The organism is Bacillus sp. JJ1474 (genome assembly GCF_036965225.1).
Lineage (GTDB): Bacteria > Bacillota > Bacilli > Bacillales > Cytobacillaceae > Cytobacillus.
Map to the genome: position 1 here is coordinate 1 of NZ_JBALPC010000060.1, position 26,416 is coordinate 26,416.

General features: G+C 42.1%; 22 protein-coding genes. 20 read left to right on the forward strand and 2 right to left on the reverse strand.

Annotation, left to right across the window (positions count from 1 at the left end):
- The first annotated feature begins 236 nt into the window (after window positions 1-236).
- From V7164_RS09415 to icmF, 3 genes are all read left to right on the forward strand, one after another.
- Window positions 237-1,376, forward strand: coding sequence for an acyl-CoA dehydrogenase (locus V7164_RS09415; protein WP_335348115.1), 1,140 nt, complete (start codon window positions 237-239; stop codon window positions 1,374-1,376).
- Between the two features lie 99 nt (window positions 1,377-1,475).
- Complete coding sequence (locus V7164_RS09420) at window positions 1,476-2,138, forward strand: TetR/AcrR family transcriptional regulator (protein ID WP_335348114.1); 663 nt, start codon at window positions 1,476-1,478, stop codon at window positions 2,136-2,138.
- 42 nt (window positions 2,139-2,180) lie between these two features.
- Window positions 2,181-5,447: a fused isobutyryl-CoA mutase/GTPase IcmF gene (gene icmF / locus V7164_RS09425; RefSeq protein ID WP_335353981.1), complete on the forward strand. Its 3,267-nt coding sequence runs from the start codon at window positions 2,181-2,183 to the stop codon at window positions 5,445-5,447.
- Window positions 5,448-5,514: 67 nt separating this feature from the next.
- Here icmF and V7164_RS09430 read toward each other — a convergent pair whose 3' ends face one another.
- The gene (locus V7164_RS09430; protein WP_335353984.1) at window positions 5,515-7,728 is read right to left on the reverse strand and encodes a M14 family zinc carboxypeptidase; all 2,214 of its coding nucleotides are present in this window, start codon (window positions 7,726-7,728) and stop codon (window positions 5,515-5,517) included.
- 197 nt (window positions 7,729-7,925) lie between these two features.
- Here V7164_RS09430 and V7164_RS09435 point away from each other — a divergent pair, with 197 nt between their 5' ends.
- From V7164_RS09435 to V7164_RS09445, 3 genes are all read left to right on the forward strand, one after another.
- Window positions 7,926-8,108: a hypothetical protein gene (locus tag V7164_RS09435; RefSeq protein WP_335344259.1), complete on the forward strand. Its 183-nt coding sequence runs from the start codon at window positions 7,926-7,928 to the stop codon at window positions 8,106-8,108.
- Between the two features lie 183 nt (window positions 8,109-8,291).
- Window positions 8,292-8,870, forward strand: coding sequence for a DNA-directed RNA polymerase subunit delta (rpoE, locus tag V7164_RS09440; RefSeq protein ID WP_438824711.1), 579 nt, complete (start codon window positions 8,292-8,294; stop codon window positions 8,868-8,870).
- A 236-nt stretch (window positions 8,871-9,106) separates the two neighbouring features.
- A complete protein-coding gene (locus V7164_RS09445) occupies window positions 9,107-10,708 on the forward strand; it encodes a CTP synthase (RefSeq protein ID WP_335344258.1) in 1,602 nt (533 codons plus the stop codon).
- A gap of 287 nt (window positions 10,709-10,995) precedes the next feature.
- Here V7164_RS09445 and V7164_RS09450 read toward each other — a convergent pair whose 3' ends face one another.
- Window positions 10,996-11,520: a DUF2529 domain-containing protein gene (locus V7164_RS09450; RefSeq protein ID WP_335353986.1), complete on the reverse strand. Its 525-nt coding sequence runs from the start codon at window positions 11,518-11,520 to the stop codon at window positions 10,996-10,998.
- Window positions 11,521-11,778: 258 nt separating this feature from the next.
- Here V7164_RS09450 and V7164_RS09455 point away from each other — a divergent pair, with 258 nt between their 5' ends.
- The 14 genes from V7164_RS09455 to prmC all read left to right on the forward strand — a co-directional run bounded on the left by V7164_RS09455 (window position 11,779) and on the right by prmC (window position 26,343).
- Window positions 11,779-12,153: a response regulator gene (locus V7164_RS09455; RefSeq protein WP_066296672.1), complete on the forward strand. Its 375-nt coding sequence runs from the start codon at window positions 11,779-11,781 to the stop codon at window positions 12,151-12,153.
- Window positions 12,154-12,402: 249 nt separating this feature from the next.
- Window positions 12,403-13,260, forward strand: coding sequence for a class II fructose-bisphosphate aldolase (locus tag V7164_RS09460; RefSeq protein WP_335344256.1), 858 nt, complete (start codon window positions 12,403-12,405; stop codon window positions 13,258-13,260).
- 100 nt (window positions 13,261-13,360) lie between these two features.
- The gene (gene fsa / locus V7164_RS09465; RefSeq protein WP_335344255.1) at window positions 13,361-14,002 is read left to right on the forward strand and encodes a fructose-6-phosphate aldolase; all 642 of its coding nucleotides are present in this window, start codon (window positions 13,361-13,363) and stop codon (window positions 14,000-14,002) included.
- 334 nt (window positions 14,003-14,336) lie between these two features.
- A complete protein-coding gene (locus V7164_RS09470; protein WP_335344254.1) occupies window positions 14,337-15,623 on the forward strand; it encodes a UDP-N-acetylglucosamine 1-carboxyvinyltransferase in 1,287 nt (428 codons plus the stop codon).
- Window positions 15,624-15,729: 106 nt separating this feature from the next.
- On the forward strand, window positions 15,730-16,692 hold the full coding sequence (glpX, locus tag V7164_RS09475; protein WP_335353982.1) for a class II fructose-bisphosphatase: 963 nt from the start codon (window positions 15,730-15,732) through the stop codon (window positions 16,690-16,692).
- A gap of 501 nt (window positions 16,693-17,193) precedes the next feature.
- Window positions 17,194-18,462 (forward strand): transcription termination factor Rho, encoded by a 1,269-nt coding sequence (rho, locus tag V7164_RS09480; RefSeq protein WP_438824044.1) that lies wholly within the window; start codon window positions 17,194-17,196, stop codon window positions 18,460-18,462.
- A gap of 302 nt (window positions 18,463-18,764) precedes the next feature.
- Window positions 18,765-18,974, forward strand: coding sequence for a 50S ribosomal protein L31 (gene rpmE, locus V7164_RS09485; RefSeq protein ID WP_315669110.1), 210 nt, complete (start codon window positions 18,765-18,767; stop codon window positions 18,972-18,974).
- Window positions 18,975-19,070: 96 nt separating this feature from the next.
- The gene (locus V7164_RS09490) at window positions 19,071-19,688 is read left to right on the forward strand and encodes a thymidine kinase (protein WP_335344253.1); all 618 of its coding nucleotides are present in this window, start codon (window positions 19,071-19,073) and stop codon (window positions 19,686-19,688) included.
- A 247-nt stretch (window positions 19,689-19,935) separates the two neighbouring features.
- Entirely contained in the window at window positions 19,936-20,379 is a 444-nt protein-coding gene (locus V7164_RS09495) for a hypothetical protein (protein WP_335344252.1), read from the forward strand.
- A gap of 367 nt (window positions 20,380-20,746) precedes the next feature.
- Window positions 20,747-21,724, forward strand: coding sequence for a DMT family transporter (locus V7164_RS09500; protein WP_335344251.1), 978 nt, complete (start codon window positions 20,747-20,749; stop codon window positions 21,722-21,724).
- A 75-nt stretch (window positions 21,725-21,799) separates the two neighbouring features.
- Window positions 21,800-22,453 (forward strand): GntR family transcriptional regulator, encoded by a 654-nt coding sequence (locus tag V7164_RS09505; protein ID WP_335344250.1) that lies wholly within the window; start codon window positions 21,800-21,802, stop codon window positions 22,451-22,453.
- Window positions 22,454-22,832: 379 nt separating this feature from the next.
- On the forward strand, window positions 22,833-24,176 hold the full coding sequence (gene glyA / locus V7164_RS09510; RefSeq protein ID WP_335353983.1) for a serine hydroxymethyltransferase: 1,344 nt from the start codon (window positions 22,833-22,835) through the stop codon (window positions 24,174-24,176).
- Window positions 24,177-24,404: 228 nt separating this feature from the next.
- The gene (gene prfA / locus V7164_RS09515; protein ID WP_335344248.1) at window positions 24,405-25,478 is read left to right on the forward strand and encodes a peptide chain release factor 1; all 1,074 of its coding nucleotides are present in this window, start codon (window positions 24,405-24,407) and stop codon (window positions 25,476-25,478) included.
- Window positions 25,471-26,343 (forward strand): peptide chain release factor N(5)-glutamine methyltransferase, encoded by an 873-nt coding sequence (prmC, locus tag V7164_RS09520; RefSeq protein ID WP_335344247.1) that lies wholly within the window; start codon window positions 25,471-25,473, stop codon window positions 26,341-26,343. Before prfA ends, prmC begins: the two co-directional genes overlap by 8 nt.
- Window positions 26,344-26,416 lie beyond the last annotated feature (73 nt).

Here is a 26,416-nt window from a genome sequence, read left to right on the forward strand (position 1 = left end):
TCATGACCGCTTCATAGTGCGTGTTTTGAGAGGGACTCCCAATAAGGCTAACCATGACTGCTTCATAGTGTGTGTTTTGAAAGGCCCTCATCCAAAACGCTCGTCAAGACCGCTTCATAGTGTGTGTTTTGAAAGGATCTTATCTAAAACGCTAACCATGACGCTTCATAGCGTTAATTTTCAAAGAAGCTCAACAATCATATCAATTACGCTAAATATAAATGGGGGACAGGGACATGAACTTTCAATTATCAGAAGAGCATGAAATGATTAGAAAAATGGTACGCGATTTTGCAAAGAATGAAGTGGCCCCAACGGCTGCTGAGCGTGATGAGGAAGAGCGCTTTGACCGTGAAATTTTTGATAAAATGGCGGAGCTTGGGCTAACGGGAATTCCGTGGCCTGAAGAATATGGCGGCATTGGCAGTGACTACCTAGCCTACTGTATTGCAGTTGAGGAGCTTTCGAGAGTGTGTGCCTCAACAGGTGTAACGCTTTCCGCTCATACATCTTTAGCGGGTTGGCCGATTTTCAAATTCGGCAGTGAAGAGCAAAAGCAAAAATATTTGCGTCCAATGGCAGAAGGAACGAAAATCGGCGCTTATGGCCTAACAGAGCCTGGCAGCGGTTCTGATGCAGGCGGAATGAGAACGACAGCTCGCCTGGAAGGGGATCACTACGTCTTAAATGGTTCAAAAATCTTCATCACAAACGGTGGAATTGCTGATATTTATGTTGTTTTTGCTTTAACAGACCCGGCGGAAAAACATCGAGGTACGACCGCATTCATCGTGGAGGCTGACTTTGAAGGCTTCTCAGTCGGTAAAAAAGAGAAAAAACTCGGCATTCGTTCATCACCAACAACGGAAATTATTTTTGATAATTGTAAGGTTCCAGTAGAAAATGTTCTTGGCAATGTGGGAGAAGGCTTTAAAATTGCGATGATGACCCTTGATGGCGGACGAAACGGAATCGCCGCTCAAGCAGTGGGAATCGCACAGGGTGCCTTAGATGCTTCCATTGAATATGCAAAGGAGCGCGTTCAATTCGGCAAACCTATTGCTTCTCAGCAAGGAATTGGCTTCAAATTAGCTGACATGGCTACAAGCATTGAAGCTTCTAGACTATTAACCTACCAGGCTGCATGGCTTGAGTCTGAAGGACTTCCATACGGAAAAGAATCCGCAATGTCCAAATTATTAGCTGGAGACACAGCCATGAAGGTTACTACAGATGCTGTCCAAATTTTTGGCGGATATGGCTATACAAAGGATTATCCAGTTGAACGCTTTATGCGCGATGCGAAAATTACCCAAATTTACGAAGGCACACAGGAAATTCAGCGCCTCGTTATTTCTCGTATGCTGACAAAATAGGCTCCTATCATTTATTCTATTAAAAAAAGGCTTAGCAGAGTTGAGCCTGGAAACCCAGTCTTAACTCTGCACCCCAATTATAGAAGGACGGTAGGTAAAATGAAAAAACGCGAAGTACAGGCGTCTGTCAAAGATGAACGCCTTGTTAAAAAAAGACGGGACCAGATGATCAAAGGGGCTGTGACCCTGTTTATTCAAAAAGGCTTTCATCGCACAACGACAAGAGAAATTGCAAGAGCTGCAGGATTTAGCATCGGAACACTATATGAATATATCCGCACAAAAGAGGATGTTTTATATCTCGTTTGTGACAGCATCTATGACCAGGTTAGCGACCGTTTGCAAAAGGATCTCAACACCGATCAAGGTACGCTTGAAAGCCTAAAGCTCGGGATTGCTGATTATTTTCGCGTTGTAGACGAGCTGCAGGATGAGGTCCTTGTCATGTATCAGGAAGTGAAATCCTTATCAAAGGACGCCCTTCCATACGTGCTTAAGAAAGAAATCGAAATGGTTGGAATGTTTGAGCAAATCGTAACGAGATGCGTGGAAAATAAAGAAATAGATCTAACCGAAGACCAGATCAAAATGATTGCCCATAACATTTTTGTGCAGGGGCAAATGTGGGCATTCCGCCGCTGGTCATTGAAAAAGATGTACACGCTAGACGAGTATATCCAGCTTCAAACGGAATTGCTTTTTCAAGGGATTAACCAAGCGGAAGTGTCGAAGCAAAACAACTCGCTAGTTTCAAAAATGTAAGTCTATTACTGAACCTGCGTTAATACGAACAGGGGGAGAAAAATGAGTAATCCAGAAGTGTATAAGCCAAAGAATCATATTCGTTTTGTCACGGCTTCTAGTCTATTTGACGGTCATGATGCTTCCATAAATATTATGAGGAGAATCATTCAGGCAAGCGGAGCGGAGGTCATTCATCTAGGCCATAACCGTTCTGTGGAAGAAGTGGTGAATGCGGCTATTCAAGAGGATGTTCAGGGTATTGCAATTTCTTCCTATCAGGGAGGGCATGTGGAATACTTTAAGTATATGTATGACCTTTTAAAGGAAAGAGGTGCTTCCCATATCCGCATTTATGGGGGCGGGGGCGGTGTCATTATTCCAAAGGAGATTAAAGAGCTGCATGACTACGGGATTGCGAGAATCTTTTCGCCTGAGGATGGCCGTCAGCATGGGCTTCAAGGCATGATCAACCTCATGGTTGAAGAATGTGATTTCCCGACCTTTACGCCAGAAGCTACAGAGCAGATTGAAAAGCTTCAGGAAGGGAACACGAATGCCGTTGCTAAGCTCATTACTTTAGCCGAGCACCATGTCAATGTTGAAAAAGAAACGGCAGCAGCACTTGATTCTGTGATGGAAAAAGTGAAATCATTGGAAAAGTCTGTCCCAGTTCTAGGAATTACAGGAACAGGCGGAGCAGGGAAAAGCTCATTAACCGATGAATTAATTCGCCGTTTTATCAATGAAATTCCTGAAAAGAAGGTTGCCATTTTATCAGTCGATCCGACAAAGCAGAAAACGGGCGGAGCCCTTCTTGGTGACCGTATCCGCATGAATGCGATATTTAATCCGCGTGTTTATATGAGAAGCTTAGCCACAAGAAATTCGAAAAGCGAACTTTCGCTTGCGATTAAGGACGCGATTTCGGTTGTCAAAGCAGCCGGCTTTGATCTAATCGTTGTGGAAACAAGCGGAATTGGGCAAGGGGATGCTGAAATTACTGAAATTTGTGACGTTTCGATGTACGTCATGACGAGTGAATTTGGTGCGCCTTCCCAGCTAGAAAAGATCGATATGATTGATTATGCCGATTTAATTGTCATTAATAAGTTTGAGCGTAAAGGTTCTGAGGATGCAAAGCGCCAGGTGCAGAAGCAATACCAAAGAAGCCGCATGCTGTTTGAAAAAGACTTAGATGAGATGCCTGTTTATGGCACGATTGCGAGCCAGTTCAATGACCCGGGAACGAATGCTGTTTTTGCGGCAATCATTGAAAAATTAAACGAAAAAGCCGGAATAGACTGGAAAACGAGTTTTTCCAAAATGGCCCTTGTTGAAAAACAAAATGTCATTATTCCGAATGAGCAGCGCTATTATTTACGAGAGGTTTCCGAAGCGGTGCGCAGCTATCATAAGAAGGCAGAGGAACAGGCTAATCTTGCGCGCAAGCTTTTCCAGCTTGAAGGAGCGATTCTTGCTGTTAAGGAGCAGGAGGCAAATGAAGAGGTGGTCGCCTCATTAGAAGCTATTAAGTCTACTGTTGAATCAAAGCTGACTGCTGAAACGAAGAAAATTCTTGAAGGCTGGGGCTCTCTAAAGGAAAAATACGCAGGGGATCAGTTTGTCACGAAAATTCGCGATAAAGAAATTATCACTGTGTTAAAAACGAAGAGCCTTTCTGGATTAGCTATTCCAAAGGTGGCTCTTCCAAAATACAAGGATTACGGTGAGATTATCCGTTGGGTTTATAGAGAAAATGTTCCAGGCTCATTCCCTTATACGGCTGGCGTATTCCCGTTCAAGCGTGAAGGGGAGGACCCAAAAAGACAGTTTGCTGGGGAAGGAACACCGGAAAGAACGAACCGCCGTTTTCATTATCTGTCAAAGGATGATTCGGCAAAGCGCTTAAGTACTGCCTTTGATTCAGTCACCCTTTACGGAGAAGATCCGGATTACCGTCCTGATATTTACGGGAAGGTTGGGGAAAGCGGAGTCAGTATTTGTACATTGGACGATATGAAGAAGCTTTATGCAGGCTTTGATCTTTGCCATCCATCGACATCTGTTTCCATGACCATCAACGGCCCTGCCCCGATTATCTTGGCGATGTTTATGAATACAGCCATTGAACAGCAAATCGAGGCAAAAGAAAACGAGCTTGGCCGAGTTCTAACGGCAGAAGAGTTCACAGAAGTCAGAGCGCGCACACTTCAAACCGTTCGCGGAACTGTTCAAGCTGATATTTTAAAAGAAGACCAAGGGCAAAATACATGTATTTTCTCAACTGAATTTGCTCTCCGCATGATGGGAGATATCCAGCAGTATTTTATCGACCAAATGGTGCGTAACTATTATTCTGTTTCGATTTCGGGCTATCATATTGCGGAAGCAGGAGCGAATCCGATATCGCAATTAGCGTTTACATTGGCGAACGGCTTTACGTATGTGGAGTACTATTTGAGCAGAGGCATGGATATTAACGACTTTGCCCCGAATCTTTCTTTCTTCTTCTCGAATGGGCTTGATCCGGAATATACGGTGCTTGGCCGTGTCGCACGCCGTATTTGGGCGACTGTTATGAGAGACAAATATGGTGCAAATGAGCGAAGCCAAAAGCTGAAATATCATATTCAAACGTCTGGGCGTTCGCTGCATGCGCAGGAAATTGATTTCAATGATATTCGTACGACCCTGCAGGCTTTGATGGCGCTGCATGATAACTGTAATTCCCTTCATACGAATGCCTATGATGAGGCCATTACAACACCGACAGAGGAATCAGTGCGCCGTGCGATGGCGATTCAAATGATCATTACGAAGGAGCACGGCCTCACGAAGAACGAAAATCCGCTGCAAGGTGCCTTTATTATTGATGAATTAACAGATCTTGTGGAGGAGCAGGTGCTTCAGGAATTCGAACGCATCAATGACCGCGGGGGCGTTCTCGGTGCCATGGAAACGCAATACCAGCGCGGAAAAATTCAAGATGAATCAATGCATTATGAAATGAAGAAGCATACTGGCGAGCTTCCGATTATCGGGGTCAATACGTATTTAAATCCGAACCCACCGTCTGAAGAAGACATGAACAATATGGAGCTGGCTAGAGCCACACAAGAAGAAAAAGAAACACAAATCCAAAATCTCCGCAGCTTCCATGAGCGCAACAAAGATAAAACAGAAGAAGCCATCAAACGCTTGAAGGAAACGGCTGTTTCCGGCGGCAATATTTTTGCAGAATTGATGGAAACCGTCCAAGTCGCAAGCCTTGGCCAAATTACACGTGCACTGTATGAAGTCGGCGGACAGTATAGAAGAAATATGTAGGTTATTGTGAAAAAAGCCCGCTGAATTGGTTTCAGCGGGCTATTAAGATTTGTTGAATAAAATTCAGTTATAAGTATATCGCATTGGCCAGCAAGGAATAAAGATAAGATGGATGCTGCCGAAACCCAATTTCCAAACCGATCAAAATAACACGATTGTCTTTTTCCGCTGTCATAACAGGCTGTCCCTGTGCCTTTTCGTAGCCTGGCCAATAACCGGAAATGAAAGAATTAGGAGCCTTTGAGTATGTGGCAACTACTTCAGCCCCTTTTGTATTCGTAAACCAAACGGGACGATAGACAAATCCTATGCTACCGGATGAATACCCGTATGTGAGCGGGCTTTGTAAATAATTGATATTTAAAATGGCGTGGTTATTGGATTCGTCTGTTTGAATGCCGACCTTCGTTAAGCCCAAAGGTTTTTTGATAGATTTGGCTGCCCCTGCCCCAATTCCGATAAATCGCCCGCCCCGTTCAATAAACGCTGTAATTGTTTCTTTGCACGCCGCCAGCTGTTCTTCAGATTTAAGGATAGCGTGATGGTAACGTGACGAAACCTTAGATGGAAGATAAAATAGTTGCTTTACACCACTGTAGATTAAAACGTCAATGTCTTTTAATTGGGCTCTATCTGTTAAACTTCTCGGGTGAAGCTCTTTTACTTGAAAACCCATTTCTTTTAGCGCTTCTTTTGTCCCAGCATGGGATTGTGCATGGAATAATCCGTCATCACGAATAATGGCAACCTTTTTTGTTCGTAAAAGAGTGGAGCTTCTAGCGGGTGATGCAGAGCTCAATGTGAGGCCAGTTCCTCTTGCTTGTTTCCTAAGCCAATTTTTATCCGTATGTTCAATGATAAATTCTCCCGACTTTGTGCACTTTACTGATATACCTTGTGATAATAACTTTTGAATAAAGGATATGCTTTCAACGGAACGGCTTTTAAGGATAAAAGGTCCATTTCCACTCACGTAATATCGCTTCACTAATTGTGAAACAGGTGTTGTTTTTACAGCTAATGAGGCTTTTACAGGAATGCACTCGGCACCCCAAAGAAGCGGCAAGCTCCATGAACTTAAATTTGTTATGTTTATTGAGCCCTTAGATAGGTTTTCTCCTGTCCATAAAAAAGTGTTAGCTACCACAGCTTTCGGCTGATTCATTGGTATGATAAAGGTGCCCTTTAGAAAGACTTTTTTTCCATAGATAAATCCTTTTTCAGCCATTTCAACTTTAACCCCATTTTTCATGAGGTGATCGATTACTTGATAAGCTGGAGATGCATCGTCCCTTGGGACTGGAAGGATATAAGCATTTGGAAAAAATCCGGCTGCTTGATGGGGATGGCGTCTTTTGGCACCGCGGTTAAAAAAGGTGATGATGTTTTGAAGTAACTTGGATTTTTGGGCTTGAACAAACTCGCAAGCTCCAAGCATGACATAATAAAGCCAGAGTAACCCGTCATTTCCTTCAGTAGGTGCCTCGATCGTCACGCCGATTGATCCATGGAGCATCGCGTACATCGCCGCATAATAGGCGCCATAATCATCCCATCCTTTTGTGCTGTCACGATAGGGAATATAAGCTCCAGACATGCCTTTATACCGATTAGATTGGAAGCTGTCTTTTCTATTTACAATATATGATTCAATGGATTGAGCCATAGGAAAAGCCCATTTTTCATATAAATCGTATTCATAGTTAGGATTATGTGGAGGAGTACAAGGCTCTATAAGGCCGATTTTTTTCGGATCTTTGTTCACGTAGCCATGAAGATCGAGAAAAACAAGAGGATTGCACTTGGCAATCAGTTGTGCAACAGCTTTTGTTTCTTTTTGGGACTGTGTAATAAAATCCCGGTTTAAGTCAAACCCGTTTCCGTTATACCTTGTTTGTTGCTCCCTGCCTTCTGGATTTGCACAAATGATGCATATCAAAATAATATTCTCTAATAGACGTAAAATATCCTTATCCTTCTTTATTGCAATTCGTTCGATCAAATGAAGTACCGCGTCTGTCCCAGATATTTCACTCCCATGAATGGAAGCATTAATCATGATCGGGATCTTCTTTTCGCTTTGCAAAAATTCTTCCGGGTTGGTGATCATCTGCTGAGCCTGGGTTTGACAAAACGCCAAATTATATGTGTTTGCATCTTTAGTAATACCGACACAATACAAGTTTAGGCCTGATGCTGTTTTTCCAATAGTCTCAAGCGAAAGAAACGGGCTTTGCCTGGCAAGTGACTTTAGTTTTTCTTCTATTTGCTGATAGTCCATCCCCAATTGCTATTCCTCCTTCTTGAACTTGTCCTTACTAGTCTATTCTTGTAAAAAGAAGGATGATTAGACTCGTTAAATAGGAGAAATAACAAAATTAATCCAAGCTTATACAATTTTTCGCCAAATTCGATATAATCAGATTAGAACCGTAGAGCTGTCTGTGTCTTCAAGGAATTTAAACAGGATGTGGGAATGTGAAGCGAATTTTTGTTTTTGCAGCGATCATGGGGATTTGTATCGGATTTTATTACCTTTACCAAAAGCAGCTGGGCGCGATTCCTTTCTTTTTAATTTCGATTTTTTTCTTTTCACTCGCATATAGCCAGCTCTCGCAAAAAACGAAGGACTCAGCTAAAAATGAAAAAGATAATAGGTGAAAGATATAGCTAGCATAAACACCAAAATATTGTTTATAATGGAGAATATGTATTCTTGAGGGTGCCTAAAAACCTAGTTTTAAATCGGTTCCCAAATCATCATTAATGCTAAATTACTGATTTTGAAAAGGCTGTTTATTTTTCGCTTTCTTAAAAAGCGTTACATAGTGAAGGGGCGTGCTAATGTTGAGTTTATATGAACTTACAAAAGAAGAATTGAAAGAAATGTCATTCATTGAAGTCACTTATGAACTATTAAAAGGCAGAAAAGACGCAATGGCATTTAAGGAAATAATGGATGAATTGACTACTCTTCTTGATCTTACTGAGGATCAAGTGAAATCGAAAATTGCTCAATTCTATACAGATTTAAACATCGATGGGCGTTTTTTAGGCTTAGGTGATAATCGATGGGGACTTCGTGTATGGTACCCAATTGAGCAGCAGGAAGAAGATGTCGTAACAGAGATCAAGCCGAAGAAGAAGAAGGCGAAGAAGGCGAAGGACGAGGACGATCTAGATCTTGACTACGATGATCTTGACGATGAAGATATCGATTATGATGATATCGATGATGACATTGATGACGAATTTGAAGAAGAGGAAGATGACATCATCGAAGAGGACGACTTGATCGATGACGAAGATCTGGAAGAGGACGAAGACCTGATTGACGAGGATGAAGAGTATGACCTTGGAGATCAGGATGAAGATATAGAAGAAGATGAAGACCTTGATGTAGACGAGGAAGATTTAGGTTAATCTTATATTCATATAAGTTTCGGCCTGCCATCTTGACTTTTTTTATATAGGCTTGTAGAATACTTTTTGGGCTCCTTAAAAAGGAACGAATCATTAGACGCGTATAGCGCTCCCTTACTTGTTAAAAGTAAGTGGAGCGCTTTTTATTTTTTTGCGAAGGCATTAAATAAAATTCATTATTTTTATTCATTAATTAAAGAAGAATATGCACAAACTGTAATGAGGGGGAAATTATAATGACAAAGTATATTTTTGTAACAGGTGGCGTAGTGTCATCACTTGGAAAAGGGATTGTCGCAGCTTCCCTTGGACGTCTTTTGAAAAATAGAGGATTGAGCGTAACGATTCAAAAATTTGATCCTTATATTAATGTGGACCCAGGGACGATGAGCCCCTATCAGCACGGTGAAGTATTCGTAACAGGTGATGGCGCGGAAACGGACTTAGACTTAGGTCACTACGAGCGTTTTGTTGATGTGAATTTAACTAAATACAGCAGTGTGACGACCGGGAAAATTTATTCCACTGTACTTAGGAAGGAACGCCGCGGTGAATACAATGGCGGAACCGTTCAAGTGATTCCCCATATTACAAATGAAATTAAAGATAGAGTTTTCCGTGCGGGACATGAAACCAATTCAGATGTCGTGATCACCGAAATTGGCGGAACGGTAGGAGATATAGAGTCCCTTCCATTCCTTGAAGCGATTCGCCAAATAAAGAGTGACATTGGCCGTGACAATGTGATGTACATCCATTGCACATTAATTCCTTATATTAAAGCGGCTGGGGAAATGAAAACAAAGCCTACACAGCATAGTGTAAAGGAATTAAGAAGCTTAGGGATTCAGCCAAATGTAGTAGTAGTCCGCACAGAAATGCCGATTTCTCAAGAAATGAAGGACAAGCTTGCTTTATTCTGTGACATTGATAAAGAAGCGGTTATCGAATGTAGAGATGCGGACACTTTGTACTCTATTCCGCTTGCACTTCAAGATCAAAACCTTGACAGCATTGCCTGCAATCATTTGAAGCTTGTTTGCGGCGATGCCGATATGACGGAATGGAAGCAGCTCGTTGAAAAAGTAACCAACCTCTCTAAGACAACCAAAATCGCGCTTGTTGGAAAATATGTTGAGCTTCAAGACGCCTACATTTCCGTAGTAGAAGCATTGAAACATGCTGGATATGCACATGATTCTGATATTGATATTAAATGGATTAATGCCGAAGAAGTGAATGCAGAAAATGTTTCAGACCTGCTAAACGAAGTGGATGGGGTTCTTGTCCCTGGCGGATTTGGCGATCGCGGGGTTGAAGGAAAAATCCTTGCGATTCAATATGCCCGTGAACATAAAAAGCCATTCCTCGGTATCTGCCTAGGCATGCAATTAGCATCGATAGAATTTGCCCGTAACGTATTGAACTTAAAAGGGGCACACTCTGCAGAAATTGATCCGTCTACGAAGCACCCAATTATCGACCTTCTTCCTGAACAGAAGGATGTGGAGGATTTAGGCGGAACGTTAAGATTGGGCATTCAGGCATGTAAATTAAATGAGAATACAAAAGCTTATGCCGCATATCAAGATGAAGTGGTCTATGAGCGTCATCGCCATCGCTATGAGTTTAACAATCATTATCGTCAGGAAATGGAAGATTCAGGCTTTGTCTTCTCTGGCACTAGCCCAGATGGACGCCTTGTCGAAATTATTGAGATTAAAGACCATCCATGGTTTGTGGCATCCCAATTCCATCCTGAGTTTATTTCAAGACCGAATCGTCCTCAACCTCTATTCCGTGACTTTGTTGGGGCGGCATTAAATCATAGTAAATAATAGAAAAAGAAGACTCCTGAGTATCAGGCCCCAAGTGTGGGGGCTGGTGCTTCGTGTGGAGTCTTCTTTTTTTTGATGGGTGAAGGAGCAGAGTGTAGTGTAGGTTTGTTCAATGTAATCGTTAAGTAGGGAGGAGAAGCAAAACACTAACATAGGAATGTTCAATGTATGCATTTATGAGAGAAATAGAAAAAACGGTAACTATGAATCATACATAATTACCGTCCGGCTAAATTCGCAGATAGGGCAATACCAATCAACCCCACACTCACCGCAAAAAAATTCCTTTACTCATATTCCTCCAAAATCTCTTCCAATGTAAATTTGATCCCGTAATAGACAAATAACGCAGCCATGGATGAAGGGTAGCCAAATCGGTTACCTGTTTCATCTGGCAGCAGTCCCTTTGTAAGCCTTAAATCAATATGTACATCGGCCAAATCAGCTAGGCCGTGACCTTCCTGAACAGTGGAAATGCCCACAAATGGAATCATCTTCTCGGCAAGAATTTCCCCCATTTTCACCGCTTCTTCATCTGTAGAATGACGCGAGATAATGAGAAATCTGTCTGTCTCTGATAGCTCATCCAAAGGACGGTCCATTGGCCAGATCGCCGCATTTTTCAAGGGCTCTTGCCCTTCGGTTGCTTCATAGGCAATAGCATTCATCTCATTGGCCCCAAAAATATAAATATTCCCGTTTCCGACAGCCGCCTGGGCCAGAAGTCTAGCACTGTCTTCCATCGAAAATTCTTCTTTTTCCTGGATTCTTTTAAACAGCCCGGTAAGCTGTGTAGAAAACATTTTTAGCATCATGTCTCTCCTATCGCTATTTAAAGATTCGGTATATCAATTATATGAAATACAAACAAAAAGGTAAAATCGGATCCATATTAGTCATGTAATCTATAGGCTTTTCAAAATAAAAAATAACTCCAGCAAGCAAATTTTTTGAAGAGGGAGGAATTTTCAGTCATCAAATAGAATTAAAGAGAGGGGGAATTCTAATTGGGTAGCTATAATAACAATCAAATGACAGAATTTTTGAGACGAAGGGAAGAGGTGGGTTGATTGAAGGGGAAAATATTAATCGTTGATGATCAATTTGGTATTCGCATTTTGCTGAATGAAGTTTTACAGAAGGAAGGCTATGATACATACCAAGCTGCAAATGGGATTCAGGCACTTGACATTGTCTCCAAGCATTCACCTGATCTAGTACTTCTCGATATGAAAATCCCTGGCATGGATGGGATTGAAATATTAAAGAGAATGAGAGTGATTGATAAAGAAATTCGTGTCATCATTATGACGGCATACGGTGAGCTGGATATGATTCAGGAAGCACGCGATTTAGGCGCCTTAACGCACTTCGCAAAGCCTTTTGATATTGATGATATTCGGGCAGCCGTTAAGAAGTATGTGCCAATAGCCAATTCATTTTAACAACCAGCCTGTGGGCGATCAGCGGCAGTAACATTTCTGCACGCTATTGCTCACAGGCTTTTCTTATCTAGCCCCGTTTTCTCATGAAAATTCATTCCGGGTAATAGCATTTCTTTAGCTGTTTTGGTATGATACAAATGAATTCCATTGGATCGGTTCCGTTTAAGCAGGAGAGTACATAAACGCAAGTAACAAGGGAACACTTATCCTGTGAAAATTAGAAGCGATGATGACGAAGGAGGAAGAAATATGCCTTTAGTATCAATGACTGACATGCTGAACAAGGGAAAAGCGGAGGGCTATGCAGTAGGTCAATTTAACTTAAATAATCTTGAGTTTACTCAAGCGATTCTTCAAGCGGCAGAGGAAGAAAAATCCCCTGTTATTCTTGGTGTGTCCGAAGGGGCAGCACGCTATATGGGCGGATTCAAAACCGTTGTAAAATTGGTAGAAGGCTTACTTGAAGATTATAAAATTTCAGTACCTGTAGCGATTCATTTAGATCATGGATCAAGCTTCGATAAATGTAAAGAAGCCATCGATGCTGGCTTCACTTCTGTCATGATTGACGCCTCTCATGATCCTTTTGAGGAAAATGTGGCAACCACTTCAAAGGTAGTGGAATATGCGCATGCCCGCGGAGTGTCAGTGGAAGCCGAATTAGGGACTGTTGGCGGACAAGAGGATGATGTTGTAGCGGATGGCGTTATTTACGCGGATGCAAAAGAATGTGAAGAGCTTGTGAAAAGAACGAAAATTGACTGTCTTGCTCCTGCGCTAGGATCCGTTCATGGTCCATACAAAGGGGAACCAAATCTTGGTTTTGCTGAAATGGAAGAAATCGGCCAGCTAACAGGCGTTCCACTTGTTCTGCACGGTGGAACGGGAATTCCAACGAAAGATATTCAAAGAGCGGTTTCTTTAGGAACGGCCAAAATTAATGTAAATACAGAGAATCAAATTGCTTCTGCCAAGCGTGTTCGTGAGGTATTAGCAGCCAATCCGGAGATGTATGATCCGCGCAAATACTTAGGACCTGCTAGAGAGGCCATTAAGGAAACCGTTATTGGAAAAATGCGCGAGTTTGGTTCTTCTGGAAAGGCTTAATAGCAGTGGAGATTTTTTAATGAAACCGCCTTTAGGATAGAGGCGGTTTTGATTCATTTGTTGGATAACAGGAAATTTATTATTTTGAGGAGGAAATATAATGAAATTTTTTATCGATACAGCGAATATGGATGAGATTAAAGAAGCACATGCATTAGGTATTTTAGATGGGGTTACGACTAACCCTTCATTGGTGGCGAAGGAGAAGAATGTTTCTTTCCATGACCGACTTAAAGAAATTACAGAGCTTGTCCCAGGTTCAGTAAGTGCAGAGGTTATCGCCTTAGACGCAGAAGGCATGATAAAAGAAGGACGCGAGTTAGCGGCTATTGCGCCTAATATTACAGTTAAAGTCCCAATGACGCCAGATGGATTAAAGGCTGTTAATACTTTTTCAAAAGAAGGCATCAAAACAAATGTCACGTTAATTTTCAGTGCTAACCAGGCGTTGCTGGCAGCAAGAGCAGGGGCAACGTATGTTTCTCCTTTCCTTGGCCGATTAGACGATATTGGCCATAACGGGCTGGATTTAATTTCTACGATTGCAGATATATTTGCTATCCATGACATTAAGACGGAAATTATTGCAGCATCCATTCGTCATCCTCAGCACGTAACCGATGCCGCTTTAAGAGGAGCTCATATTTCAACGATCCCGTATAAAGTAATTATGCAATTATTTAAACACCCGCTAACGGATAAAGGAATTGAAGCATTTCTTGCTGACTGGAATTCTCGTTAAAGAATATTTTTGATTGTAAATGGAAGGGTACTCATTTTTTACAAAAAATTGGGTTTTACGAATGGCCAATTTGGGGTAAAGTGTTAGTAGCAAGCGCTAGCAGACGATGAACGAATGGAAACTTTATTTTCATAACCACACATGGGAATGGCTTTTTCGTGTAAACTAGAAGATAAGGATCATGTCGGAATGAACAGGATGCGACCTGTTTTCAGTTCTATTCGTAAAGCAAAGGACAAGCTAAATAATTCCTACATAGTTCAAGAAGAATGCAAACATTTCATTACCCACGCAGCGATTTTCATATACTTTACGGCGTAGAAGGGAGCTAAAAATGGAAAAGCTTATGATTGCAGGCGGTTACCCTTTAAAAGGAACTGTTCGAATTAGCGGAGCAAAAAATAGTGCAGTGGCATTGATTCCGGCTACGATTCTAGCTGATTCGCCTGTCACGATTGAAGGGCTGCCAGATATTTCGGATGTGCAAATTTTAAAAGGACTGCTTGAAGAACTTGGAGGGACCGTCAGCTTTACTAATGGAGATATGAAAGTTGACCCTTCCTCGATGATTTCCATGCCTTTGCCGAATGGAAAAGTAAAGAAACTGCGTGCCTCTTATTATTTAATGGGGGCCATGCTAGGCCGTTTCAAAAAAGCAGTGATTGGTCTGCCGGGTGGATGCCATCTTGGCCCGAGACCGATTGATCAGCATATTAAAGGCTTCGAGGCTCTTGGCGCCACTGTAACCAATGAGCAGGGAGCCATTTACCTGCGGGCGGATGAACTGCGAGGGGCTCGAATTTATCTGGATGTTGTCAGTGTTGGGGCGACCATTAACATTATGCTGGCAGCTGTTAGAGCTAAAGGAAGAACGATCATTGAAAATGCGGCAAAAGAGCCGGAGATTATTGATGTAGCCACTTTGCTGACGAATATGGGGGCAAAAATTAAGGGTGCTGGAACAGATGTTATTCGAATTGATGGGGTAGACCAGCTGCATGGCTGCCAGCACACCATTATCCCGGATCGTATCGAAGCGGGTACTTATATGTTACTTGGTGCAGCTGTTGGTGAAGGAATGACCATTGATAATGTGATCCCTCAGCATCTTGAGTCACTGATTGCGAAATTAAGAGAAATGGGTGCTCAGATTGAAACAGGGGATGATCATGTCTATATACATCCGGTAGGAAAAAGAAAAGCCGTTGATATTAAGACACTTGTTTATCCAGGTTTCCCGACAGATCTGCAGCAGCCCTTTACGTCTTTATTAACGAGTGCGGATGGGACAAGTATGGTGACGGACACCATTTATAGTGCCCGTTTTAAACATATTGATGAATTAAGAAGAATGAATGCGAATATTAAGGTGGAAGGCCGTTCGGCGATTATTCACGGACCTGTCAAGCTTCAGGGCGCCAAAGTGAAGGCCAGTGATTTACGAGCCGGCGCCGCCCTAGTCATTGCTGGGCTGATGGCGGAAGGAATAACGGAAGTAACCGGAGTTGAGCATATTGACAGAGGCTACAGCCATCTTGTAGAAAAGTTAAATGGCCTTGGGGCAACCATATGGCGAGAAAATTTAACAAAAGAAGAACTGGAACAAATGAAAAATGCTTAACTTACTGATTCATAGATGAAGATGCCTAATGGTCCTCTGGGTCCCAAAGGCATTTTCGAATTTATTGCATAGATGTGGAACAGCAGAGATTTGAGGGGGAAAAAGGATGGAACGCAGTTTAACAATGGAGCTTGTCCGAGTAACAGAAGGGGCAGCCTTAGCATCGGCTCGCTGGATGGGACGCGGGAAAAAGGATGAAGCAGATGATGCAGCTACAACAGCCATGAGAAATGTGTTTGATACCGTACCAATGAAGGGAACCGTTGTCATTGGCGAAGGGGAAATGGATGAGGCGCCAATGCTTTACATCGGAGAAAAGCTTGGTACTGGTTACGGTCCGCGTGTTGATGTAGCAGTAGATCCGCTTGAAGGAACGAATATTGTTGCATCAGGAGGCTGGAATGCTCTGGCCGTATTGGCTGTAGCAGATCATGGCAATTTGCTTCACGCTCCTGATATGTATATGGACAAAATCGCGGTTGGCCCTGAAGCTGTAGGCCAAATTGATATTAATGCTTCAGTCATCGATAACTTGAAGGCTGTAGCAAAAGCGAAAAATAAAGACATTGAAGATGTGGTTGCAACTGTCTTAAATCGTGATCGTCATAGTCACATTGTAGCTCAGCTTCGTGAAGCGGGAGCTAGAATTAAATTGATAAATGACGGGGATGTGGCTGGTGCGATTAACACAGCATTTGATCATACCGGAGTTGACATTCTTTTCGGACTTGGCGGTGCACCAGAGGGCGTTTTAGCCGCTGTAGCACTTAAATGTCTAGGCGGAGAAATTCAAGGAAAGCTTGTTCCGCAGAACGATGCTGAAATCGAGCGATGCAAGAAAATGGGTCTTGATGTAAACAAAATTCTTCTTATGGAGGATTTAGTGAAAGGCGATGATGCCATCTTTGCTGCAACGGGTGTGACAGATGGAGAGCTTCTTCGCGGGGTACAATTTAAAGGAACTTACGGGTCCACTCATACTGTTGTTATGCGTGCAAAATCCGGAACAGTCCGTTTCATTGAAGGACGTCATAGTTTAACGAAAAAACCAAACCTAGTCATTGGATAAGGTGAGCCTTTACGGGCTGTTGATTCCCCGCTTAGAAATTTTTGTTTACTCAACTACTTGAAGTGGGGGTCTTACAGCCCGTTAATCTGCGATAATATCTTCAGAATGCTAGTTCATTCCATTGGGAAGTTACATTCCCAAGCTAAAAATGAAGAGGATAAAGAAATAAAAAGGTCTGGCTATGAATTTGCCAGGCCGAATCCTCTTATTTCCTGCCAAAATAGACTTGTTTCCTAATTGTAAATAAAATATAGTTAATACAGGCCCCTATGGGGAGTGCTTTTAAGTTTTTTCCAATAAAGCTGCCTCAAAAAATAACCTTTCAAAGTTGTAGGATTAAATGGGCTCCTTTTTTGATTTATCCTCAAGTTTAATTATATATAATACTAGTTTTAGTTTTACCTCAATCATATTTTTCCCGTTTTATTTTATTGTTTCTTAAGTTTAGGGATTTCAATTTTTTAGGGGAAGAGTTTGAAAAAATAAAAGTGTGGTGTCATTATGGGATTAAATATATCCAGTTTAGAAAATATGAAGTTAAAAGAGCTTTATGAGCTTGCCCGTGAATATAAAGTTTCTTATTACAGCAAATTAACAAAGAAAGAATTAATTTTTGCAATTTTAAAGGCGAGAGCAGAGAAGGAAGGATACTTCTTTATGGAAGGTGTCCTAGAAATTATCCAATCGGAGGGCTTTGGATTTTTAAGGCCGATCAATTATTCTCCAAGCTCTGAGGATATTTATATTTCGGCTTCGCAAATCCGCCGTTTTGACTTAAGGAATGGGGATAAGGTTTCTGGAAAAGTTCGTCCTCCGAAAGAGAATGAACGGTATTTTGGCTTGCTTCAAGTAGAACTTGTTAATGGGGACGACCCGGAAACCGCGAAAGAGCGCGTGCATTTCCCTGCTTTAACGCCGTTATATCCAGACAGCCACATGAAGCTGGAAACAACGCAAAGGCATCTTTCTACGAGAATTATGGACGTGCTGGCACCAGTTGGATTTGGACAGCGTGGTTTAATTGTCGCTCCGCCTAAAGCAGGTAAAACGATGCTTTTAAAAGAAATTGCTAATAGCATTACAACGAACCATCCTGAAGTGGAGCTTATCGTCCTTTTAATTGATGAGCGCCCGGAAGAGGTAACTGATATTGAACGCTCTGTTGCGGGAGATGTTGTGAGCTCAACCTTTGATGAGGTTCCTGAAAATCATATTAAAGTGGCGGAGCTTGTCCTTGAACGTGCGATGCGCCTAGTCGAGCATAAGCGCGATGTTGTGATCCTAATGGATAGTATTACGAGATTGGCAAGGGCCTATAACCTTGTTATTCCGCCGAGCGGCAGAACGCTGTCAGGGGGGATTGACCCGGCAGCCTTCCACCGTCCAAAACGTTTCTTCGGTGCGGCGCGTAATATTGAAGAAGGCGGCAGCTTAACCATATTAGCAACTGCTCTTGTCGATACAGGCTCCAGAATGGACGATGTTATTTACGAGGAATTTAAAGGGACTGGGAATATGGAGCTTCATCTTGATCGTTCACTTGCTGAAAGAAGAATCTTCCCAGCGATTGATATCCGCCGTTCCGGAACGCGTAAAGAAGAGCTTCTTATCCAGAAGGAACAGCTGGACATGCTTTGGGCGATTCGAAAATCCATGTCAGACTCACCAGATTTTGCTGAGAAGTTCTTGCGCAAGCTAAGACAGACGAAATCAAATGAAGACTTTTTTGCAAATCTGGCAGAAGAAATGAAGTCGAAGCGTTCTCACTAGTAGAGGATCCTCTTTGGATGGAAAAATTGGAAACAAGTCATTAGTTTCCAGATTCTTCTTAGGAAGAGTGGGAAATTGGAAACAAAGCCGATAAGCTTCCCCAATTTCCACCGAAAAGAGTGAAAAAGGGGAAACATTTAGTGGATAATTTTTCTCTCTTTATATAGGAAATCAAATATTGCAAAATGGGGTTGACCTTGTTATAATAATTCCAGTGTGCTTTAGATTATACGGTCATCTAATTTGACCCGTAATATATAACTCTGTCTCAGTATGATTCAGGGCGGAAGGAGATGAAAAGAATGAAAGCAGGAATTCATCCAAATTACAATAAAGCAATCGTTAAATGTGCATGTGGTAATGAATTTGAAACGGGTTCTGTTCAAAAGGAAATCCGTGTTGAAACTTGTTCTGAATGCCATCCATTCTACACAGGTCGTCAAAAATTCGCTGAAGCTGGCGGACGTGTTGACCGTTTCAACAAAAAATACGGCATTAAGCAACAACAATAATAAAAAAACCAAAACAGGCAAGTTTTCTTTCTTGCCTGTTTTTTATTTCAATTTTACAGCATAATTTGCACTGTTTTTAAGGAGGAGAGGCCTTCTATGTATGTCATGAAGCATCATGGATGGGTAGAGGTGATTTGCGGGAGCATGTTCTCTGGAAAATCCGAAGAACTGATTCGCCGGGTACGCAGAGTGCAATTTGCGAAACAGCAAATTGTCGTGTTTAAACCGCAAATAGATAACCGCTATAGTGAAGAAGCGGTCGTTTCCCATAATGGGACAGCCTTTACAGCTATACCGATTTCAAATTCTACAGAGATTTTCAAACATATTCACTCTGATATCGATGTCATTGCTATTGATGAGGTTCAATTTTTTGACTCGGAAATTGTAAAGGTGATTCAGCATCTAGCGAATAGCGGCCATCGTGTCATTGCAGCAGGCCTCGATCAGGATTTCCGCGGCGAGCCCTTCGGCCAAATGCCAGATCTTATGGCCATTGCCGAATTAGTGACAAAGCTCCAAGCGGTCTGTGCGGTTTGCGGCTCACCAGCCAGCCGTACGCAAAGATTAATTAACGGGGAGCCCGCTTCCTATGATGATCCTGTTATTTTGGTTGGTGCTTCTGAAGCATATGAAGCACGGTGCCGGCATCATCATGAAGTGCCAAAGTCACCCAAAATTCTGGGTGAAGAGCAGGCAACACAGCTTTTATAAAATACTTAACACTGTCTGAAGAGATTCAGGCAGTTTTTTTTGTTTATGGAGAAGGCGGTGGCGGATATATGGTTCAAAGTGGCGGATATCCTGATGGAACTGGCGGATATTCTGCCAAAGTAGCGGATATATTGGCAGATCTAGCGAATATCCTGGCTTTGGCAAATTTTTAGAGGGGAATTTTTGGCTGAAATTGGGCGGTGGAATCTCCGGTATAGTGGACATGCTATAGATGGAGGTGTAAGTGATGAAAAGATGGTTTGTTATAATTATGCTTCTTGTATTGACGGCGGGCTGTACGAATTTTAATCGTGGAGTCGAAAAGCTTTACGGTCCGAATGAGGATCAAGATGGGTTTAGAAATGTTTCTACCCGAAATGATGATCAGGACTATAATACGAGGGCTTGGACAATGGATGAACAAAATCCTAATTTTCCTAATACGACAGGAACGAATAGGGTAAATCAGCAGTCAGAAATTAATCAAGCGCGCCAGGTCATCGATGCCATAGATGGCTACCGTTCTGGTCCCGTATGGATAAACGGTGATGATATGTGGGTCACGGCTTATAAAAAAGGCATGCTGTCTGATAGCCAAAGAACGAAGGAAGCGTCTAATCTCCGAAAAAAGCTAGAAAATGCGTTGCCTCGCTATCATATTGAAATAAAAATTCAAGAAGATCGAAGGTAAAATGCCTTGCTGTTGCAGCAGGGTATTTTTTGTTGTGGATTGTCATCTTGGCGGACACCAGTTCCGTTATCTGTGACAAAACGGGTTAATTCCTTATGTATACGGACAGAGGTTCCTTTATTTTGTAAAAAAGCAGTGATATTCTAGCGCTTTTATGTAAATAACGTCCTTAGTGTCCGCAAAGCCCCTTGAATAAGGTCTTTTAATGAAAATAGCGGATTGTATGTCCGTAAGTTTTTTCAACTATCGAGATTTATACAAAAAAATCTCCCTCAATCTTTTAAAAAAGAGTTGATAAAAAACCAAAATGCGATATATTAGTTATATGAATTTAACATAATATTTCAAATTTTGGGGAGAGAACATCATGCGGCCGATCATAATAGGTATCTTTGCAGCATTCTTTTTTGCCTTTACATTCGTTTTGAATCGATCAATGGAGCTATCAGGGGGAAGCTGGATTTGGAGTGCTTCGTTACGATATATATTTATGGTGCCATTTCTTATTGCTATTGTCGTGATCAGGAGGAATTTAAAGCCACTTTTGATTGAAATGAAAAAGAATCCGGGCGCCTGGCTTCTATGGAGTTTGATCGGATTTGGACTTTTCTACGCCCCTATAAGCTTTGCGGCGGCCTATGGACCAGGATGGCTGATTGCCGGAACATGGCAAGTGACGATCATATCGGGCTCACTTCTCGCTCCATTATTTTTCGAAACAAAACAAACACGGAACGGCCCTATTAAAGTAAGAGGGAAAATTCCGCTTATCGGTCTGTCGATGTCATTGATCATACTTCTAGGTGTTGCATTCATGCAGCTAGAGCAAGCAAGCAATCTTTCTGGAAATATGCTCTTGTTAGGGGTGGTGCCGGTCATTATTGCCTCATTTGCCTATCCATTAGGGAACCGGAAAATGATGGAGGTTTGCGGAAATCGGTTAGATGCTTATCAGCGGGTGCTAGGGATGACATTAGCAAGCCTGCCGTTCTGGCTGCTTTTATCTTTATATGGAGTTGCAACTGTTGGGCTGCCAAGCACGGGACAAACCTTTCAATCACTTCTAGTTGCATTGTTTTCTGGAGTGATTGCTACAGTACTTTTTTTCAAGGCAACGGATTTAGTAAAAGGGGATATGCAGAAGCTAGGAGCCGTGGAAGCAACGCAATCATTTGAAGTTTTATTTGCCGTAGCGGGTGAGATGCTCATTTTATCAGCACCTGTTCCTTCGTTTATTTCTTGGATCGGCATTCTATTGGTCATTGCAGGATTGGTTCTGCACAGCTATGTTTCCAACAGGGAAAAACCGTTAAAGGTACCGGCGATAAGATATAAATCTAGCTAAGCAAAAACTCATAAGGATGCCTTTGCCCGTCATGCTTAAATTGACAGACAAATACAAGGTTGATATATTGGTTTTATGAAGATAATTAAAACGATTGCACGCCCTGCTTTAAGAGATCAAGTATATGAGTCATTGAAGAAAGCCATTGTGACATTGGAATTAGAGCCTGGCCAGCGGATTATGGATAAGGATTTAGCCACACAGTTTGGTGTTAGCAGAACGCCTGTGAGGGAAGCACTCAAAAGGCTGGAGGATGAAGGCCTTGTTGAATCATTGCCTGGCTCGCAAACTCGAATTACGGAAATTCATTTGGAGGAGGCGAAAAGCGCGTTTACCGTTGTTGCAGCCCTGCATGGGTTAGCTGCACGTCTGGCAGTACCGTCTATTACGGAAGAAGATATTCAACTAATGGAAGAAAGCAATGCTCAGTTAAAAAGGGCATTAGAAAATAAAGATGTTTTAGATGCAGTGGAAGCAGACGACCAATTTCATGCGATTCTGTTATTAGCTTCCGGGAATCAGGAAATAAGCCTGGCATTAGAAAGAATTATGTCGAAGGTTCGGAGACTGGAATTTTCAAAGTTTAGTTCTCTTGATGGAATGAAATCGATTGCGGAGCACGATGAAATCATTTCTGCCTGCCGAACTAAAAATGCAAGCCTAGCCAGTTCACTGTTAGAAGAAAATTGGCTGAGTCTAGGAAGGTTATTAGTCGGAGATGCGGAATAAAGTGAATGATGCACTTTTTGAGTATAACAGCCGTTATACTCTTTTTATTTTGCTTTTTTTAAAGAGATTAAATTTTTCTAGGTCATTAACGGGTTACTCCAGATTTAAAGGACATACTTTATTTAATTCTTGCATTTCGTGTCCTATAAATCATTTTAGTCATTCACTTAAAATCAAAAATAAATATTAGAAAAAATAAAATAATCAGAAAAATGTCATTGACTGTTTGAACGATATGCGATATATTGGTTTTGGGCTTGGATTTCCCAATTAAATAATATGTTCCAATGCAGCTCTGAGTTTTCATACGATAATCAGTCAGAATGTTGTGCTTTTTGTAAAGGGATTGAACTAGATTACAAATTTAGGAGGAACGGCAATGACTTCACTTACCACAACGGCTGGAAATTATGATGTTCATGACTCAAAGGTATTAGATTGGGCAAAGGATATTATTGAAAAAAGCTCTTCTGCGAGATTAATCCAGAAGGAAATTATTGATGCTGTCGACCGGAATGCCATTTGGAGAGGGCAGGAGTGTCTTAATTTATTGGCCCCTGAGGCGCCGACAAGCCCAACTGTAAGGCAATTATTAGCTTCTGAAGTGGGAACAAGAGCGGCTGAGGGTCATATTGGACCAACACAAAGATGGTTTTCCGGAACGAAATATATAGATGAAATTGAATCATTATGTGTGGAATTGCTGAAAAAGGTATTTAATAGTAATTATGCAGATCATCGCCTCGTGGCCAGTATGATTGGGAATATGACGGTTTATGCTGCGTTAACGAAGCCTGGGGACAATATTTTAACAATTGCTCAGCCGTTTGGCGGACATTCCAGTAATCGTTACGATGGACCTGCGGGAATTCGCGGTTTGAACATTTACGATGTTCCGATGGATCCTGTTGATCTAGTTGTAAATATCGATGAGTTTGCCAAGGTGGCGAGGGAGGTAAAGCCTAAGCTCGTGACTCTCGGTGCGTCCATGACACTGTTCCCATTCCCGCTGAAGGAAATGTCTGATATTGTGAGCGAATGGGGCGGGAAAATATTCTTCGATGGAGCCCATCAGCTCGGCCTTATCGGTGGCGGACAATTCCAAGATCCATTAAACGAGGGTGCCTGTGTTATGACAGGCTCAGCTGGAAAAACATTCAGCGGACCACAGAGCGGAATTATTGTCTGGAATGATCCTGAGCTAACGAAGCCAATTTGCGATACGATTTTCCCAGCACTTGCTGCCACTCACCAAGTGAACCGTGTAGCAGCATTGGCGGCATCAGCAGCTGAATTCCTGGCATTTGGGAAGGAATATATGGCGCAAATTGTGGCCAATGCCAAGGCGCTGGCAAAAGCATTGCATGAGCGAGGCATTACAGTACTAGGAGCTCATAAAGGTTTTACCGAAACTCATCAAGTTATTTTGGATGTAAAACAGTTCGGTGGCGGGCTTGATGTGGCTCATAAACTGGCAAAAGCGAATATCATTACGAATAAAAATCTGATTCCAAGTGATAAACCTGAGGATTGGGATTTTCCAAGCGGCTTGCGCATTGGAACGATTGAAATTACCCGCCTTGGCGTGAAGGAAGCGGAGATGGAGATCATCGCAGACTATATTGTCAGTGTGCTTGAGGATCGGGATACGGTTGAGAATGTTCGCAAACAAGTCATTGATATGCGTTCTGCCTACCAAAAAATCCATTACTGCTTTGATTAATATCGCATAAAATATTTTCCAAAGAGGTTATCGTTCTTGAAACGGTAGCCTTTTCTATTTCTTTTTCCAAATTATTTTTGACCTCATCTTTCACCTATACTATAATTAGAATGTTATGGACTTTATTGGTGAATAAGCGTGAATCGCTGCTTTTAGCGTAAACGTATTGAATAGATATAGCTCGGAAATAATACTCCGAAGTGTTATGGAAATTAGAGGTGAAATGCTGTGTTTGATCGTCTTCAATCTGTAGAGGACCGCTATGAAAGATTAAATGAGCTTTTAAGTGATCCGGAAATTGTTAATGATCCAAAAAAATTGCGCGAATACTCGAAGGAACAGTCAGATATTCAAGAGACTGTTGAAGCTTATCGTGAATATAAGGATGTTCGTGAGCAATATCAAGATGCGAAAGCCATGCTTGATGAAAAGCTAGATGCGGAAATGCGTGAAATGGTAAAGGAAGAGCTTGATGAGCTGGAAGAAAAGGTCGAGGAATTAGAAGCTCGTTTAAAGATTCTTTTAATCCCGAAAGATCCGAACGATGATAAAAACGTCATCATGGAAATCCGTGGAGCAGCAGGCGGAGATGAAGCTGCCTTGTTTGCTGGTGATTTATACCGCATGTACAGCCGTTTTGCTGAGACACAAGGCTGGAAAACGGAAGTCATTGAAACGCACTCAACTGGAGTGGGCGGCTACAAGGAAATCATTTTTATGATTAACGGAAACGGCGCTTATTCAAAATTAAAGTTTGAAAATGGCGCCCACCGCGTACAGCGTGTGCCAGAAACAGAATCTGGCGGTCGTATCCACACATCTACGTCAACAGTTGCTGTTTTACCAGAGGCAGAGGAAGTAGAAATCGAAATTCATGATAAAGATGTTCGTGTTGATACATTTGCATCAAGCGGACCAGGTGGACAGAGTGTTAACACCACAATGTCAGCTGTTCGTTTAACACATATTCCAACAGGTACAGTTGTTTCCTGCCAGGATGAAAAATCGCAAATTAAGAATAAAGAAAAAGCCATGAAAGTTTTACGTGCGCGTGTTTATGATAAATTCCAACGGGAAGCACAGGCTGAGTATGATCAGGCCCGTAAATCCGCAGTTGGTACCGGAGACCGTTCTGAGCGTATCCGTACGTACAACTTCCCGCAAAATCGTGTAACAGACCACCGCATTGGATTAACGATCCAAAAGCTTGACCAAATTCTTTCAGGAAAATTGGATGAAGTGATTGATGCGTTAATCGTTGAAGAACAGTCAGCTAAGCTGGAAAGTGCATCAAATGAGTAATCAAGCTATGAAAGTCTATGAAGCCCTCCAGTGGGCTTCTTCTTTTTTAAAAGAAAAAAATCGAGATGACAATGCGGGAGAAATATTATTGCAGCATTATATGAGAATGGACCGGTCAAAATTTTTAGCTAGCCTGCGTGAAGAGGTGGAGGCGCAGGTTTTCGAGGCATTTAAGAAGGCGGTGCTTCTTCATAGTGAGGGCAGGCCCGTTCAATATATTATTGGTTTCGAGTCCTTTTATGGGCGGGATTTTAAAGTGAATGAGGATGTTCTGATTCCTCGTCCGGAAACGGAGGAACTTGTTTATCATACGCTGCAGCGAATCGGGAAACTTTTTGGAATGCAGAAGGGTCTTAAATTGGCGGATATCGGGACGGGGAGCGGCGCTATTGCCGTCACGTTAAAGCTTGAGAACCCTGAATTAGCTGTAACCGCGACAGATATTTATGGACCGACTCTGCTTTTAGCGGAGGAAAATGCCCATCACCTTGGTGCGAATGTTCGTTTTATCCAAGGAGATCTACTGAAGCCCTTTATCGAGAGTGGCGAGCGGTTTGATATTGTTCTTTCCAACCCTCCGTATATTCCGGATGGCGATATTGAATGGATGTCAGAGGTTGTAACTGAGCACGAGCCGCACCGGGCACTGTTTGCTGGAGTTGATGGTCTGAACATTTATAAAAGGCTAGCGGAAGAGCTCCCGCTTGTTGCCCGCGAACAGGCGTTAATTGGTTTTGAGGTAGGGGCTGGTCAAAGTGAAGCTGTTGCTAGTCTGCTAAAACAAGCCTTTCCTCAAGCAAAAGTGGAGACGGTTTATGATATTAACGGGAAGGACCGAATGGTATTTGCGGAGGTTGGATTTTAGGAAAATGGGTGCTCCCATTGTTAGTGTTTCTTTGATTTCGAGCCCAAAATGCTTGTCATGAAGACTTCATAGT